This is a genomic window from Agromyces archimandritae (assembly GCF_018024495.1).
GTDB classification, from domain to species: Bacteria; Actinomycetota; Actinomycetes; order Actinomycetales; family Microbacteriaceae; genus Agromyces; species Agromyces archimandritae.
Genome location: NZ_CP071696.1, coordinates 2,567,201 through 2,582,985 on the forward strand (window position 1 = coordinate 2,567,201; position 15,785 = coordinate 2,582,985).

Annotated in this window: 16 protein-coding genes and 1 tRNA gene; 4 read left to right on the forward strand and 13 right to left on the reverse strand. The window is 68.9% G+C overall.

Translation table 11 applies throughout. From position 1 onward, the window contains the following. Nucleotides 1-47: 47 nt before the first annotated feature. A tRNA-Lys gene (locus G127AT_RS11665) sits at nt 48-120 on the reverse strand. A 36-nt stretch (nt 121-156) separates the two neighbouring features. Continuing rightward, the gene (locus G127AT_RS16330; RefSeq protein WP_210897072.1) at nt 157-306 is read right to left on the reverse strand and encodes a hypothetical protein; all 150 of its coding nucleotides are present in this window, start codon (nt 304-306) and stop codon (nt 157-159) included. Between the two features lie 83 nt (nt 307-389). Between G127AT_RS16330 and G127AT_RS11675 the strand changes: the two genes are divergently transcribed. Continuing rightward, nucleotides 390-1,028 (forward strand): DNA-directed RNA polymerase subunit beta, encoded by a 639-nt coding sequence (locus tag G127AT_RS11675; protein WP_210897074.1) that lies wholly within the window; start codon nt 390-392, stop codon nt 1,026-1,028. A gap of 211 nt (nt 1,029-1,239) precedes the next feature. Continuing rightward, a complete protein-coding gene (locus tag G127AT_RS11680) occupies nt 1,240-2,127 on the forward strand; it encodes an aminodeoxychorismate lyase (protein ID WP_210897076.1) in 888 nt (295 codons plus the stop codon). A 36-nt stretch (nt 2,128-2,163) separates the two neighbouring features. On the opposite strand, the gene G127AT_RS11685 is transcribed toward G127AT_RS11680, so the two are convergent. The 4 genes from G127AT_RS11685 to G127AT_RS16265 form a co-directional block, all read right to left on the reverse strand. Then, entirely contained in the window at nt 2,164-3,330 is a 1,167-nt protein-coding gene (locus G127AT_RS11685; protein WP_210897078.1) for an NAD(P)-dependent malic enzyme, read from the reverse strand. 874 nt (nt 3,331-4,204) lie between these two features. Further along, nucleotides 4,205-4,945 carry an ATP-binding cassette domain-containing protein gene (locus G127AT_RS11690; RefSeq protein WP_210897080.1) on the reverse strand — a complete coding sequence of 247 codons (741 nt, stop codon included), beginning with the start codon at nt 4,943-4,945 and terminating at the stop codon, nt 4,205-4,207. Next, nucleotides 4,945-6,264: a hypothetical protein gene (locus G127AT_RS11695; RefSeq protein WP_210897082.1), complete on the reverse strand. Its 1,320-nt coding sequence runs from the start codon at nt 6,262-6,264 to the stop codon at nt 4,945-4,947. Before G127AT_RS11695 ends, G127AT_RS11690 begins: the two co-directional genes overlap by 1 nt. Before the next feature lie 72 nt (nt 6,265-6,336). Further along, on the reverse strand, nt 6,337-6,468 hold the full coding sequence (locus G127AT_RS16265) for a hypothetical protein (RefSeq protein ID WP_280527562.1): 132 nt from the start codon (nt 6,466-6,468) through the stop codon (nt 6,337-6,339). A 208-nt stretch (nt 6,469-6,676) separates the two neighbouring features. Here G127AT_RS16265 and G127AT_RS11700 point away from each other — a divergent pair, with 208 nt between their 5' ends. Beyond that, a complete protein-coding gene (locus G127AT_RS11700; protein ID WP_210897084.1) occupies nt 6,677-6,889 on the forward strand; it encodes a hypothetical protein in 213 nt (70 codons plus the stop codon). A gap of 317 nt (nt 6,890-7,206) precedes the next feature. Here the strand turns inward: G127AT_RS11700 and pstB are convergent, their stop codons facing one another. The 7 genes from pstB to G127AT_RS11735 all read right to left on the reverse strand — a co-directional run bounded on the left by pstB (nt 7,207) and on the right by G127AT_RS11735 (nt 15,259). After that, entirely contained in the window at nt 7,207-7,986 is a 780-nt protein-coding gene (gene pstB / locus G127AT_RS11705) for a phosphate ABC transporter ATP-binding protein PstB (RefSeq protein WP_210897086.1), read from the reverse strand. Between the two features lie 23 nt (nt 7,987-8,009). Further along, complete coding sequence (gene pstA / locus G127AT_RS11710) at nt 8,010-9,110, reverse strand: phosphate ABC transporter permease PstA (protein WP_210897088.1); 1,101 nt, start codon at nt 9,108-9,110, stop codon at nt 8,010-8,012. After that, complete coding sequence (pstC, locus tag G127AT_RS11715) at nt 9,110-10,045, reverse strand: phosphate ABC transporter permease subunit PstC (protein ID WP_210897089.1); 936 nt, start codon at nt 10,043-10,045, stop codon at nt 9,110-9,112. Before pstC ends, pstA begins: the two co-directional genes overlap by 1 nt. Before the next feature lie 81 nt (nt 10,046-10,126). Then, nucleotides 10,127-11,221, reverse strand: coding sequence for a phosphate ABC transporter substrate-binding protein PstS (locus G127AT_RS11720; RefSeq protein WP_210897091.1), 1,095 nt, complete (start codon nt 11,219-11,221; stop codon nt 10,127-10,129). Nucleotides 11,222-11,387: 166 nt separating this feature from the next. Further along, complete coding sequence (locus G127AT_RS11725; protein WP_425305856.1) at nt 11,388-12,332, reverse strand: NUDIX hydrolase; 945 nt, start codon at nt 12,330-12,332, stop codon at nt 11,388-11,390. Continuing rightward, on the reverse strand, nt 12,329-14,506 hold the full coding sequence (locus G127AT_RS11730) for an RNA degradosome polyphosphate kinase (protein WP_210897093.1): 2,178 nt from the start codon (nt 14,504-14,506) through the stop codon (nt 12,329-12,331). Before G127AT_RS11730 ends, G127AT_RS11725 begins: the two co-directional genes overlap by 4 nt. Before the next feature lie 75 nt (nt 14,507-14,581). After that, nucleotides 14,582-15,259, reverse strand: coding sequence for a response regulator transcription factor (locus G127AT_RS11735; protein ID WP_210897095.1), 678 nt, complete (start codon nt 15,257-15,259; stop codon nt 14,582-14,584). A 106-nt stretch (nt 15,260-15,365) separates the two neighbouring features. Between G127AT_RS11735 and G127AT_RS11740 the strand changes: the two genes are divergently transcribed. Further along, complete coding sequence (locus tag G127AT_RS11740; RefSeq protein ID WP_210897097.1) at nt 15,366-15,686, forward strand: hypothetical protein; 321 nt, start codon at nt 15,366-15,368, stop codon at nt 15,684-15,686. The last annotated feature ends 99 nt before the right edge of the window (nt 15,687-15,785 follow it).

Here is a 15,785-nt window from a genome sequence, read left to right on the forward strand (position 1 = left end):
GCGAGCGGATGCCCCGGCGCGGTGGATGCCGGGGCGATCCGAAACGGTGGGCCCCGTGGGGCTCGAACCCACGACCCGCGGATTAAAAGTCCGCTGCTCTGCCAACTGAGCTAGAGGCCCGCCCGTCCACGATACCGTGAGCGGGCACTGCCTATCTCACACGGGTGCGCCTGCCCGGCGGAACGCCGCATACGCCCAGACGGCCAGCAGCATCGGATCGGCGCCCGCCTGCACCCGACCGGCAACACCGTCAAGACGCATGTCGCCGCGATCCTCGCCGAGCTCGGATTGCGCGATCGCGGGCACGCCGTCATCTGGGCGTACGAAGCACGGCCTCGCCGACCGCGACGCCCCGCCTCCGCCCGGCCCGCACGGGTAGGGTGGGGCGGATGGCCGCCGACTTCCACCGTCCGACCCGGTTCCCGCCGGGGATGTTCGAGTCGTACATCGGCTCGGAGGACCCGGCGGAGCTGAGCCGTGCCGCCCACGACACGGCCGCGGCGGTCCTTTCGCGCGTGCGCGAGGATCCCGACCCCGAGATCGTCGACCGTCTCGTCCGCTACACCGACGAGCACGGCATCGACGCGATCGCCGAACTCTGGTCGCAGTCGCCCGCCAAGACGCTGCCGGGGGCGCTCTGGCGCATCTACCTGCTGCGCACCCTCATCCGGCAGGACGCGGAATCGGTCGCCTACGCCTTCCGTCGCGGCAGCGAGGTGTCCACGACGATCGACCAGGTCGTCGCAGGGGCGGCGACCCCGACGGGCCCGGCCGAGGTGCGCGAGCTCGCCGACCGCATCCTCCGCGGGCTCTTCACGGGCGACTTCGCCGTCGCCCTCGACCGGGCGTCGTCGTTCTGCCGGGTCGCCTCGGCCGGGTTCACGAGCCTCGCCGACGATGCGGATGCCGCGGATGCCGTGCACGAGCACCGCCCCCGCGAACTGACCCGCCGGGCCCTCCGCCTGGCCGAACTCGCCGACGAACTCGCCGCCTGCGCGCGCCTCTGGCGCCGCGAGTCCCTCGACTGACCGCGCCGCGGCATCCACCCGCCCCGCCGTGCGACCCCCGCGCGCACCTGCCGTCCGCGGCGACGCGCCCGGGAATAGCCGTGCAGCACCCTCCGTTACACTCGAATGGCCGGGCCGCAGTAACCCCGGGCTCCAAATTTCGCCGCTTCGAGCGGCCTCGCGCCGAGAGGCGTTCTGCGGCCCGGCTTTTCCATGCGCGTAGCATCGGAGCATGTCGCACACGGTCACGCTGCTCATCGAACCGCTGCCGGCGGACGTCGACGACATCGACCCCGATTCCACGTTCCATGCGGTCGCGCCGTCTGCTCCGGCGCTGCGCGTCGCCGAACTGTCCACGCAGCGCGGCGACGGCATCTTCGAGACGATCGCCGTGGTCGACGGCCACGCGCAGGAGGTCGGCCCGCACCTCGAGCGCCTCCGGGCATCCGCCCGCATCACCGACCTGCCCGAGCCGAACCTCGAGCAGTGGCGCCGGGCCATCCACCGCGCGGTCGGCGAACTGCCCGCGCAGGGCGAGTACTCGGTGAAGATCGTTCTCAGCCGTGGCATCGAGGGCGGCCCGACGCCGACGGCGTGGCTCATGGGCTTCCCGAGCGCCGACCACCGGGCCGCGCGCGAGCACGGCATCCGCGCCGTCACCCTCGACCGCGGCTACGACCACGGCGCCGCTGAGCGGGCCCCCTGGCTGCTGCTCGGCGCGAAGACCCTCTCGTACGCGGTCAACATGGCCGCCCTGCGCGAGGCGAAGCGCCGCGGCGCCGACGACGCGATCTTCGTCTCGAGCGACGGATACGTGCTCGAGGGCCCGACGTCCAGCGTCGTCATGCGCATCGGCGACGAGGTCGCGACGCCCGCGGCGACGGGGCAGATCCTGCCGGGCACGACCCAGCGTTCGCTGTTCTCCCACCTGGTGGATGCCGGATCCACCGCGACGGAGCGCGACATCCGAGCCGAAGAGCTCGCGCGCGCCGACGCCGTCTGGCTCGTCTCGAGCGTGCGGCTCGCCGTGCCCGTCGTGGAGCTCGACGGGCGGCCCGTGCCGTTCGACGCCGCCGAGACGGCCGCCTTCAACGCCTACCTGCTGAGCCCGCGCGACTGAGCGGCGCCCGCGGGCCGCCGCCAGTCGCCGCGCCCCTCAGTCGGTCGCGGCGATCACCGCCGCCGCGACCGCATCCGCGACCCCGGCCTCCAGCGGGCTCGGCACGATCCGCTCCGCGGTCGGCGCCTCGACCATGCCGGCGATGGCGGCCGCCGCGGCGAGCTTCATCTCCGTGGTGATGCGACGCGCCCCGGCGTCCAGCGCCCCGCGGAAGATGCCCGGGAAGGCGAGCACGTTGTTGATCTGGTTCGGGAAATCGCTGCGGCCGGTGGCGACGACCCGTGCGTGGCGTGCGGCGACCTCCGGGTGCACCTCGGGGTCGGGGTTCGAGAGGGCGAAGACGATGGCGTCCGACGACATCGCGGCGACGGCCTCCTCGGGCACGGTGCCGGAGGAGACGCCGATGAACACGTCCGCGCCGGCCAGGGCGACGTCGATGCCCCCGGTGAGTCCGCGCGGGTTCGTGCGCGAGGCGAGCCCGCACTTCACCCCATCGAGCTGCCGATCCGGTCCGAGGACGCCGCGCGAGTCGAGCACGACGAGATCCCGGACCCCGGCGTGCAGCAGCATCTCCGAGACGGCGACGCCTGCCGCCCCGGCACCCGAGACGACGATGCGGAGCGATTCGAGCGGGCGGCCGACGACGCGTGCGGCATTCGTGAGGGCGGCGAGGACGACGACGGCGGTGCCGTGCTGGTCGTCGTGCATGACGGGCATGTCGAGGGCCTCGATGAGCTTCGACTCGAGCTCGAAGCAGCGCGGCGCCGAGACGTCCTCGAGGTTCACCGCGCCGAAGCTCGAGCGCAGCCGCACGAGCGTCTCGACGATCTCGTCCACGTCGTTGGTCTCGAGCACGATCGGGATCGAGTTCAGGCCGCCGAAGCGGCGGAACAGCGCCGATTTGCCCTCCATTACGGGCAGAGAGGCGGATGCCCCGATGTCGCCGAGGCCGAGCACGGCGCTGCCGTCCGAGACGACCGCGACGAGCCGGCTCGCCCAGGTGTAGCTGCCGGCGGCGTCCGGCGCCTGCTCGATGGCGCGGCTGACCCGGGCGACGCCGGGCGTGTAGGCGATCGAGAGATCCCGCTGCGTTTCGAGCGGGGCGCTGAGGGCGATCTCGAGCTTGCCGCCCTCGTGCGCGGCGAAGATCTCGGCGTCGGTGAGGGAGATGGGGGAGCGGTCGGTGCGTGCGTGGATGCTCATCGCGAGCCTTTCGGTCGGCGGGGCGCACGCTGGCGCCCCGGACGGGCGGGGCCGGGTCGGCGCGCGAGCGGCCGTTGGGCGGGGCGTCGACTGCGGTTCGCTGGCGACCGTCGGTGTGCGACCGGTCGCGCTCTGGCTCGCCACGGGATGCGTCGCGAGGCCGGCGCGGAGGGTGTTCCGGGCGCCGGAGAGCCTCGACGCTAGCAGCGGCAGCGCGCCGGGGCATCCACTCGCGGGCCGTCGACCCGCGTAAGAACCCGCGATCTTTCGCTGAACGCAAGAAGCATCGGTTAGGGGAAGCGGTTGAGCATCCTGTGCACAAGATGTGTCGCGGCTGCAGCAGCGCTCGAAGCGGCTACGAGCCACCAGTCTCTGTCCGGGTCCCACGACGACAACGGGACCGCCCAGGGATCAGGTTCTGCCGCTCCGAATGCGAAACCCATCGCACCGCACACAAGAAAGTATCCGCACGGAATCACGAACGCGAGTGAGGGCCAACGGGTCGCCGCGCCCAGTGTGGCGAGAGAGGCGAACAGCAAGACGTTTCGGGCCGTGCCGGGGGCTGTGCCCTCAGCGAGCATCGACGCGAGCAACAGTGCAAGCAACGGTGGGAGCAGTGCTGCTCCCAGATCAGCCCAAGCCACCGAGACCTGCCTCCGCCCGACCAGTTCAAGGGTGGACCGACCGCGCGAGACCAGGACGTACCAGAACAAAGCAGGGAAAAGGGCCAACGTGAAGCCCAGGGGCACCATGACGATACCGCCGCGGAGGCTCGGAAAGGCGTAGCGGAAATCCTGGACAAGCAGGCTTATGCAAGCCAAGACGACGAAGGAGATCAGCCACCACGCGATGCCACGCGACTTAGCCCACAGCGTCATACGGCCGAGTACTGCGACATGATCGCCCGATATGCGGATTCTGCTCGCCCGAGCCCAGGACTGATTGAATCAGCCAGGTCGAGGAACTCGTCGATCGTTCCCTGATATCGTACTCGACCCTCGCTGAGTATGACTGTCTGCCGATAAACATCCTCGATGTCTTCTGTTTGGTGGGTCGAAACCACGATGCCGGTAGAAGGGGCGATCCGAAGCAGAGTTTGGCGCACGCTGGCCCGTTGTTCGGGATCTAGTCCAGCGTAGGGTTCATCCAGCAATAGTACTGCGGGATTGTTCACCAACGCTTGACCGATGCCGAGTCTACGACGTTGACCGCCAGAGAGACGGCTGGCTTTCCGGTTTGCAAGAGACGTCAGGTTTGCGGCTTCCATTGCCGCGGGTGCGGCTTTTCGAGCCGCGCGGATAGTCATCCCTTTCAGCCATCCCGAGTAAGCGATCTGCTGTGCAACCGTCATTCCTGGCACCACTGGGACGTCTTGAGGCAACCATCCGACCTCAGCCCTGCGCCTAGCCGGGCCGAGGTCTTCCCCTGTGCCTACTCGAATGCTGCCGCGGCGTGGCCGGAGCACCCCGGCCAAAAGACTTAGCAGGGATGTCTTGCCTGCGCCGTTCGGGCCGAGAAGCACGACCGGCCCTTCGGGTATTGCGATGTCTAGGGCACGGAATACGTCACGCTTTCCCGCATATCCGAACGAGAGACCTTTTACATCGATGAACATCACGAATCCTTGTCTGAGTCTGCGCAGATCGCTTGCGCCGTGAACCAACCTCGCGCAGATGATTCGGCATCGTTTACCGAGCGGATGGCGAGCATGTCGATCACCTGCTGACTCGAGAGCGCGGTGCCGACTTCCATGTTCACGCTAATGGCTTGGTCGGGTAGGACCCCGCTGGCATCGCCGCCCATGAGCATGGCGAGGGCATAGCCAGAGATCGTCTCAGGCGGGAGTTGTCCTTCGGCCCAATCGGATTCCGGGCAGGTGCGTGAGGATGCGATAACAGCGTCGGCATACGTCTTGATGATCGTGTCTCGCCCCGCCGTATCCACTACGCCGACGAGCGTCTCCGAATCTGGGCCTCGACCGTCCGCGTGGAGGATAGCTCCTGAAACCCGTGAAGGGATATCAATGTCGTGATCTGTTGCGGAGCGGTAGGCGTCTCTGAACGAGGCTTCGATGATGGTGGCATTCGAAGACGCCCATTGCTCTGGAAACAGGCATATCGAAGGATCGGTTCCTCGACAGACGAGGTCACTGGGTGTGCGCGCCGTTGCACCTGTAGGGCCCGTACCTGAGACGATCGTGAGGGCCGCAATCACTCCGGCGGAGAGCACGACTGCACTGCTGGGTGCTGTGACCGACCGATGGGTTCCTCCTGCCGTGAAGAGAAATGCGGCAATAGCGGCTAGCCCGACCAGGAGCGGGCCGAGAAGAGCCTTCCAGTCTGGCGCATAGGCGAAGCTGTCACAGCAGCCGAAGAGGGCATATCCGGTAATGTTCCGCCAGGAGACATTCTCAGGGTCGGTATTCGGATAGACGGCCCAAGCGAGTAGGCCGAAGAGTGCGAGGCCAGTGGCGAGAGGAGCCGGCAAGAGCATTCCTAGCGCAGCTCCGATACTGATCGCTGTGACGGTTTGCACGACCGCGACGACGAGGAGAAGCGCCGCGCTTGTGTTCGGGGGTGCGGGCAGGGCGATAGCGGATTGGAGAGCCAGGACGGAGATGAAGCCCAGCGCACATGCCCCGAAGAGCGGCCATGTGTACTCCCAGACGATCCGTACTGGCCATCGGACTCCGGCTCTCAATACAGCCGTGCTCTTGCGCATTCGGGTGCTGATCGTCCATGCGGCCGCTGCTGCAGCGATTGGAAGCGCGTACATGAAGCCGTCCGTGGTTCGCGCGACGTAGGCGGTCCAGGAAGGTTGGGGCGGGAATGGCTGGAGAATGCTGACCCAGACGTAGACCATGGCGAGGATCACGACGGGGGATGCCCAGTAGGCCGGCGTCGACCACCAGGGGACGACCGGGTGCAGCCGCATGGATGCTCCTTGAGGTTACTGTGGTGGAGTGGCGTCGGGTCATGTTCGAGATGACCCGACGCCACATGCTTCTCAGTGATTGATGACGACGCTGCTTGCGGAGAACAGATAGCTCCCCTTCGACCCGTGGTAGTAGCCGTTCGTGTCCGTGACCCCGTTGAGCTGGTAACGGAAGTTACCGGTGAGCCCTGATCCCCACGACATCGTGGTTCCGCAACTCGCCGTGCTGTTCCCGTACGAAATCGGGGCGAGGGAGCCGTTCTGCTTTTGGAACTGCATCTGCACCGTGCTGACGGTGTTCCCTGACCCGGTGAGGTAGGACCAGACGCAGCCGCTCATTCTGATGGACTGCGTCACGGACGCGGACGCCGTCCGGTACGGCCCGACGGTCCCAGTCGTCCAATCGGACATCGTGGTCGTGACCGTCGTGGCATTTGCCGCGGCTGCACCGCCCGCAACGAGCGCGACGGTGGCCACGACGGTGGCCAACGTTCGCTTCGGTTTCTTCGTGATGGATCCTCTCTCGCTGACCCCGGCCCGGGAATCGGCGCTCAGTGAACTGGCTTTGTACTTTGGTTGTTTCGCGACAACGGCACTTCCTGACATCGTTCGGTGGATCCTATGAAGGAACCGCCCCGTCAGGTCAGGGCGTGAGTGCTTCGCGTAGCCGTGCACGTGGATGTGATTCCACTGGAACGTCTAGTGCTCTGTCAACTTTCGGAATGCCCCCTGTCAGGGGGTGCCTCCGAGCGTCGGGCCCGCCATACCGTCTTTCACGACGGGTCGTGCTGACGAGCCGGCCCGTGGATAGTGGCGTGCTCATACTCGGGGACCTCGACCCCCTACCCGCCAACCGTCACCGGCGGCCCTAACCCCCCCACCGGATGTCCGAGGTTGGCCCGCTCAACGGCGCTGGTACACGCGCGGAACGCGGCGGCGAAATCAGCCGAAGCGCCCCGACACGTAGTCCTCGGTGGCCTGCACCGCGGGGTTCGAGAAGATCGTCGTGGTGTCGTCGTACTCGATGAGCTTGCCCGGCTTGCCGGTGCCGGCGATGTTGAAGAACGCGGTCTTGTCGGAGACGCGCGAGGCCTGCTGCATGTTGTGGGTGACGATGACGATCGTGTACTCGGTCTTCAGCTCCTCGATGAGGTCCTCGATCGCCAGCGTCGAGATCGGGTCCAGGGCCGAGCACGGCTCGTCCATGAGGATCACCTGCGGGCGCACGGCGATCGTGCGGGCGATGCAGAGGCGCTGCTGCTGCCCGCCGGAAAGCCCGGAACCGGGCCGGTCGAGGCGGTCCTTCACCTCGTTCCACAGGTTCGCCCCGCGCAGGGAGGTCTCGACGAGCTCGTCGGCGTCGGACTTCGTGATGCGGCGGTTGTTGAGCTTGACGCCGGCGAGCACGTTCTCCTTGATCGACATCGTCGGGAACGGGTTCGGCCGCTGGAAGACCATGCCGACCTGGCGGCGCACGAGCACAGGGTCGACCTCGGGGTCGTAGAGGTTGTCGCCGTCGATCAGCACCTCGCCCTCGACGCGGGCGCCGGGGATGACCTCGTGCATGCGGTTCAGGGTGCGCAGGAACGTCGACTTGCCGCAGCCGGAGGGGCCGATGAACGCGGTGACGCTGCGCGGCTCGATCGCGAGGTCGACGCCTTCGACGGCGAGGAACTTCGAGTAGTAGACGTTGAGATCGCGGACTTCGATGCGCTTGGACACGGGGGATTCCTTTGCTTGCGGGGTCAGCGGCCGAGTTTCGGCGCGAAGATGCGGGCGATGAGCCGGGCCACGAGGTTCAGCAGCATCACGATGAGGATGAGGGTGAGGGCCGCAGCCCACGCACGGTCGAGGTAGGCGTCGGCGGGGTTGCCCTGGTTGGCGTACTGCGTGTACACGAAGACAGGGATCGACTGCATGCGCCCGTCGAAGACGTTGTAGTTCATGCTCGCGGTGAAGCCGGCGGCGATGAGCAGCGGGGCGGTCTCGCCGATGACGCGCGAGATGGAGAGCATGATGCCGGTCGTGATGCCGGCGATGGAGGTCGGCAGCACGACCTTCATGATCGTCAGCCACTTCGGCACGCCGAGCGCGTAGGAGGCTTCGCGCAGCTCGTTCGGCACGAGCCGCAGCATCTCCTCGGAGGAGCGCACGACGACGGGGATCATGAGCACTGCGAGGGCGACGGCGCCGGCGATGCCGGTTCGGGTGCCGGGGCCGAGGAAGATCGCGAACAGCGAGTAGGCGAACAGGCCGGCCACGATCGAGGGGATGCCGGTCATCACGTCGACGAGGAAGGTGATGCCGCGGGCGAGGCGGCCGCGGCCGTATTCGACGAGGTAGATCGAGGTGAGCAGGCCGATCGGGATGGAGATCACCGCGGCGGCCCCGGTCATCAGCAGGGTGCCCATGACGGCGTGCAGGGCCCCGCCGCCCTCGCCGGTGACGTTGCGCATCGACATCGTGAAGAAGTCGGCGTCGAAACGTGCGGCGCCCAGGCCCACGACGGTGACGGTGACGGACACGAGCGGGATCATCGCGAGCAGGAACGCGCCGGTCACGAGCGCCGTCACGAGGCGGTCGAGTGCGCGGCGCCGCCCTTCGACGAGCAGCGAGAACACCCAGACGACGGGCACGTAGAGCACGGCGCCGACGACGAGGGTGCCGATCCAGTTGAAGGCGGATCCGTCGGCGAGGGCGACGATGCCGAAGACGATCGCGCCGAGCGCGAGGGTGGATCCGAGGATGATCCACGGGGCGCCGTTCGGCAGTTTGCCGGCCGTCAGCGAGTTGCGGATCGGCGCCGTCTGGCGGGCGGGTGCGGGTGCGGGTGCGGTGGCGGTCATCAGTTCGCTCCCGAGAAGTCTTTGCGGCGGTTCACGATCCAGCGGGCGACGGCGTTGACGGCGAAGGTCACGACGAAGAGGATGAGGCCGGTGGCGATGAGGACGTTGACGTTCAGCGCGTAGGCCTCGGGGAAGCTGAGGGCGATGTTCGCGGCGATCGTCGACGGGTTCGAGCTCGTGAACAGTTGGAGGGTGACCGCGCCGGTGGCCGAGAGCACCATCGCGACCGCCATCGTCTCGCCGAGGGCGCGGCCGAGCCCGAGCACGGAGGCCGAGACGATGCCGGGGCGGCCGAAGGGCAGCACCGCCATGCGGATCATCTCCCACCGGGTCGCGCCGAGCGCGAGGGCCGCCTCCTCGTGCAGCACGGGCGTCTGCAGGAAGACTTCGCGGCAGATGGCGGTCATGATCGGCAGCACCATGACGGCCAGCACCACGGCGGCGGTGAAGATGGTGCGGCCGGTGCCGGAGACGGGCCCGGCGAACAGCGGGAACCAGCCGAGGTGCTCGACGAACCAGCTGTAGACGGGTTGCACGGCCGGGGCGAGCACGCCGATGCCCCAGAGGCCGAAGACGACCGAGGGCACGGCGGCCAGCAGGTCGACGACGTAGCCGAGCACGGAGGCCAGGCGCCGCGGTGCGTAGTGCGAGATGAACAGGGCGATGCCGATCGAGACGGGCAGCGCCATGAGCAGGGCGATGAGCGCCGCCCAGACGGTGCCGAACAGGAGCGGCCAGACGTAGTCCCAGAAGTTCGTCGGCAGGATCGAGGCGTCCTCGCTCGTGGCGAAGAGGGCGGGGATCGACTGGACGATGAGGAAGATCGCGACGGCGGCGAGCGTGACGAGGATCAGCAGGCCCGCGAACACCGCCGAGCGCGAGAAGATGCGATCCCCGGGCCGCGGTTTCGCTTTCAGCGGGGCTGTGCTGGTCATCTGGCGCATTCCTCGGTGTCGTTTCGTGGGACATGGCCGTGCCCGACCCCGACGCGAACGAGGGGGTCGGGCACGAACCTACTACTCGATGGTGTCGATCGCGGTGACGATCCGTTCCCGGAGCGTGTCGGAGATCGGGGCGGATCCGGCCGACTCGGCGGCCGCGGCCTGCCCGTCCTCGCTGGCGAGGTAGGAGAGGTACTCGGTGACGAGTTCGACGTTGTCAGGCTCGGCGTACTCGCTGCAGGCCACGAGGTAGCTGACGAGCACGACGGGGTAGACGTCGGCTTCGGCAGAGCTCCGGTCGAGTTCGATCGCGAGGTCGGTGTCGGCGCGGCCGGCGGTAAGCGGCGAGGCGTCGACGATCGCGGCGGCCGCCTCGGGGGAGTAGGCGACGTATTCGTCGCCGACCTTGATCGAGACGGTGCCGAGGCCGTCGGCGCGGGATGCGTCGGCGTAGCCGATCGTGCCGGTGCCGTTGGTGACGGCATCCACGACCCCCGAGGTGCCCTGGGCGGCCTCGCCGCCGGCGAGCGGCCAGACCCCGTCGGGCTCGGCCGTCCACGCCTCGGGGGCGGCCTGCGCGAGGTACTCGAGGAAGTTCTCGGTGGTGCCGGAGTCGTCGGAGCGGTGCACGGCGGTGATCGCCGCGTCCGGCAGTTCGACGCCCGGGTTCTGCGAGGCGATCGCCGGGTCGTTCCACGTGGCGATCTCGCCGGTGAAGATCTTCGCGACGGTGGCCGCATCGAGGTCGAGCGAGTCGATGCCGTCGAGGTTGAAGACGATCGCGATGGGCGAGATGTAGAGGGGCAGTTCGACGAGGTCGGTGCCCGGGGTGCAGGCGGCGAAGTCGCCGGTGAGCTCGTCCTCCTTGAACGCGCGGTCGCTTCCGGCGAAGTCGACCGCGCCCTTCTGGAACGACTCGCGGCCCGCGCCGGAACCGGCCGGGTCGTAGTCGATCGTGACGTCGGGGTTCGCGGTCTGGAACGCGGCGATCCAGGCCTCCTGGGCGGAGCCCTGCGAGGAGGCGCCGGCGCCGACGAGGGTGCCGGAGAGCGCCGCCGCGTCGTCGCCGGGGGCGGCTGTGGCTCCGCCCTCGTTCGTCGCGCAGGAGCTGAGGGCGAGTGCGGCGGCCACCGCCACGACGGCGGGAGCACCGAAGCGTGTGAGGTTCACGAGATTCCCTTCCGGGGTTCCGATTGCAGGTTCCGGGCCGGGTGCCGGCCCGCCTGCGACGCTAAGCAGCTCGTGCGACGAGCATCCCCCGTGCGCGTGAACGGAAGGTGAACTCCGGGCATCCACTGCGTGGTGCCGGGCTGGGAAGGGCCTGCGAAGCGTCGCCTCAGCGCTGCGCGGGGTACGTCTCGATCGAGATGATCCCGGATGCCGGGTTCGTCGCCGACAGGTGCACGACGCTGAACGCGCCCGGCTCGAGGGCGGCCGCCTCGTCGACGTAGCCGCCGAGCGGGGTCGCGGTCGCCAGGGCGAGCTCGCGGAGGATCCCGGGCAGCACGGGCCCGTGGCTGCAGACCACCGCCGACTTGCCGACGCGGACGCGCTTGCCGATGACTCGGCGCACCTCGTCGTCGCCGGTCTCCCAGGCGTCCTGGCTGATGCCCTCGTCGCGCCTGACCTCGAGGCGGGCGGCGGCCGCGAGCGGGGCGACGGTCGTCACGCACCGCACGGCCGGGCTCGTCACGATCCGCTTCGGCGCCCACGCCCGCACCGTCGGCACGAGGGCCGCCGCCTGCTCGACGCCGCGCGGGGTGAGCGGCCGGGATGCGTCGGGGCCGTCCCAGTCGCCCCGGCTGACCGTCTTGGCGTGCCGCATGACGACGATCGCGAAGGTCCGGGTGATCTCCTGCGCGAGGAGCTTCTCGAAGGCCTCGACGATCTCGACGTCCTGCGGGTAGCTGAGGTAGCCGCGGGCCCGTTTCGGGGTGACCCATTCGAGCGCGGCGATCTCGGCGTTCGGCCGGAACGTGGAGTGCTGCACCGCCCGTTCGGTGGCCTCGGCGGCCCAGTAGTGCACGTACTTCTCCCGGCCGCTCGGCAGCGTGTAGTGCGAGATGCCGAGCGGGGCGCCGAGGGCGACGCGGATGCCGGTCTCCTCCTCGATCTCGCGTACGGCCGTCTGCGGCAGCGTCTCGCCGGGGTCGACTTTGCCCTTGGGGATGGTGACGTCGCCGTAGGCGGTGCGGTGGACGAGCAGGATGTGCATCTTGCCGTCGATCACGCGCCAGCACACGGCCCCCGCCGCGTAGACCGCCTTCTCGCTCGCGCTCACCGTCGCTTCCCCGTGCGGGAACGGCCCGCGATCTCGTGCATGAGCTTATTCTGCAGGTCGGCGAGCGGATGCCCGGAATCGTCGACGGAGCGGCGCGTCCACACCCCGTCGGCGCCGAGGTGCCAGGAGCTCGTGCCGGCATCCATCGCGAGGTCGAAGAGCGATGCGATCTCGGCGAGGTGGCCGGGGTCGGTGAGCCGGACGAGGGCTTCGACGCGCCGGTCGAGGTTGCGGTGCATCATGTCGGCCGAGCCGATGTAGACCTGCGGATCCCCGCCGCCGGCGAAGGAGAAGACGCGCGAGTGTTCGAGGTAGCGGCCGAGGATCGAGCGCACCCGGATGTTCTCGCTGAGCCCGGGCACGCCCGGCTTCAGGCTGCAGATGCCCCGCACCCAGACATCCACCGGCACCCCCGCGTTCGAGGCGCGGTACAGGCCGTCGATGATCGCCTCGTCGACCATCGCGTTGACCTTGATGCGGATGCCGGCCGGTCGCCCTTCCTCGGCGGCGCGGATCTCGCCGGCGATGAGCTTCAGCAGCCCCTTGCGGAGGTGCAGCGGGGCGACGAGCAGGCGTTTGAATTTCTTCTCGATGGCATAGCCGGAGAGCTCGTTGAAGAGTCGGGTGAGGTCTTTGCCGACCTGCTCGTCGGCGGTGAGGAGGCCGAGGTCCTCGTAGCTGCGGCTCGTCTTCGGGTTGTAGTTGCCGGTGCCGATGTGGCTGTAGTGGGCGAGTTCGCCGTGCTCCTGTCGGATGACGAGGGCGAGTTTGCAGTGCGTCTTCAGCCCGACGAGGCCGTAGACGACGTGCACGCCGGCCTTCTCGAGCTTGCGCGCCCAGCTGATGTTGGCCTGCTCGTCGAAGCGGGCCTTGATCTCGACGAGGGCGAGCACCTGCTTGCCGGCTTCGGCGGCATCGATGAGGGCTTCGACGATGGGGCTGTCGCCGGAGGTGCGGTACAGGGTCTGCTTGATGGCGAGCACGTCGGGGTCGGCGGCGGCCTGTTCGAGGAAGGCCTGCACGCTCGTCGCGAACGATTCGTAGGGGTGGTGCAGGAGCACGTCGCGGCGGCGCACGGCGGCGAACACGTCGGGGCGGATCTTGCCCTCGCCGGGCTGCAGCTGCGCGGCGGTGGCCGGCACGTGCGGCGGGAAGCGGAGTTCGGGCCGGTCGAGGCGGCCGAGGTCGAAGAGCCCGCCGAGGTCGAGCGGGGCGGGCAGCCGGTAGACCTCCTGCTCGGTGATGTCGAGCTCGCGGACGAGGAGGCCGAGGGTGACCTCGTCCATGTCGTCGGTGACCTCGAGACGGATCGGGGGGCCGAAACGCCGCCGCAGCAGTTCGCGTTCGAGGGCCTGCAGGAGGTTCTCGGTCTCGTCCTCCTCGATCTCGACGTCCTCGTTGCGGGTGACGCGGAAGACGTGGTGCTCGATGATCTCCATGCCGGGGAACAGGTCGCCGAGATGGTTGGCGATGAGTTCCTCGAGGGTGATGTAGCGGGCGTCGACGACGCTTTCGGCGGGGGCGACGCGCACGAAGCGCGGCAGCATCTGCGGCACCTTGACGCGGGCGAACTCCTGCCGCCCGGTGCGGCTGTTCCGCACGCGCACCGAGAGGTTCAGCGACAGCCCCGAGATGTAGGGGAAGGGGTGGGCCGGGTCGACGGCCAGCGGCATCAGCACGGGGAAGATCTGGCGTGCGAAGTAGTCGCGCAGGTGCGCGCGCTCGGTCTCGCCGAGTTCGTCCCACGACACGACGCGGATGCCGGCGGATGCGAGTGCGGGCTTCAGCCCATCCTGGTAGGCGCGCGCGTGGCGGGCCTGCAGTTCGTGCGCCTTCGCGGAGATGTCGGCGAGGACGTCCAGGGGAGCCCGGCCGACGTTGGTGGGCACGGCGAGCCCGGTGTCGATGCGGCGCTTCAGCCCGGCGACGCGCACCATGAAGAACTCGTCGAGGTTCGAGGCGAAGAACGCCAGGAAGTTGGCCCGTTCGAGCACGGGTACCGTCTCGTCCTCGCCGAGTTCGAGCACGCGCTGGTTGAAGGCGAGCCAGCTGAGCTCGCGGTCGAGGTAGCGGTCGCTGGCGAGTTCGGGCGCGCCCTCTTCGTCGAGCGGCTCGAAGTCGTCGTCGAAATCGCTCGACGACCGTTCCTCGGTCAGCGGTGAGTCGGCGGTCATCCACTCATCATGCCAGCGGCCCGCCGACATCGGCAGGGGTCTTCGGCGGGTGCGGATGCCGGGGCGCGCCGCGCCTCAGGCGGTGCCGACCTTGTCGTCGTCCTGCACGTTGAAGCGGTACCCGACGTTGCGCACGGTGCCGATGAGGCTCTCGAGCTCGCCGAGCTTCGCGCGCAGCCGTCGCACGTGCACGTCGACGGTGCGGGTGCCGCCGAAGTAGTCGTAGCCCCACACTTCGCTCAGCAGTTGTTCGCGGGTGAACACGCGCGAGGGGTGGGCGGCGAGGAAGCGCAGCAGTTCGAACTCCTTGTACGTGAGGTCGAGGGGCTTGCCGTGCACCTTCGCGGAGTAACTAGCCTCATCGATGACGACGCCGGAGGTCTGGATGCGTTCGCTGTGCGGCGCGGTCTGCGTGCGGCCGATCGCGAGGCGGATGCGGGCGTCGATCTCGGCGGGGCCGGCCTGTTCGAGGATGACGTCGTCCACGCCCCAGTCGGGCGTGACCGCGGTCAGGCCCCCCTCGGTGACGACGAGGACGAGCGGCACCGAGAGTCCCGTGGTGCGGAGGATCTGGGCGAGCGCCTTGATGCCGGCGAGGTTCGTGCGGGCATCCAGCAGCACGAGATCCGATTCGGGGGCGCGCACCAGCTGCTCGGGTGAGGCGGGGATGACGCGCACCCGGTGCGTCAACAGGGACAGGGCCGGGAGAACGTCGTTGTTCGCGGCCGGCGTCAGGATCAGCAACTGCGCCACGCGAACCTCCAGCTGGTAGGTGGGGAACATACTACGGGAACGCGCGGGCCGCGCCTCGCACGGGCGGGTACGAGACGCACCCCGCCCCGCATGGGAGAATGGCGGGGTGACGACGACGGATTCGGCAGCGCCCCGCGGCGGGCGGCTGGCGACGGGGCTGGTGTGGGCGCTCGCGCTCGCCGGGGCCGCGGTCGTCGTGGGCGTCTCCTATGCGGGCGGGGAGTGGATCGCCGCCGGTCGCGACCTCGGGATGTACGGGGCGCTCGGCGTGGTCCTGGCGATCACGGTGCTGCTGGCCCTCCTCGTCCAGCTCGTCGCCGGCCCTGCCGGCTACCTGCTGCGGGCGACGGCGAGCGTGGGCGGTTCGGTCGCGATCATCGCGGTCGGGGCGATCGCGCTGGCCCCTGCGGCCCTCGCGGCGGCGTAGTCCGCGGCGGGATAGACTCTCAGCATGTCTTCCCTCGTCGCGCTCGAACTCTTCTTCATCGGCTTGCTGGGCCTGGCGACCCTCTCCATCCTCTGGATC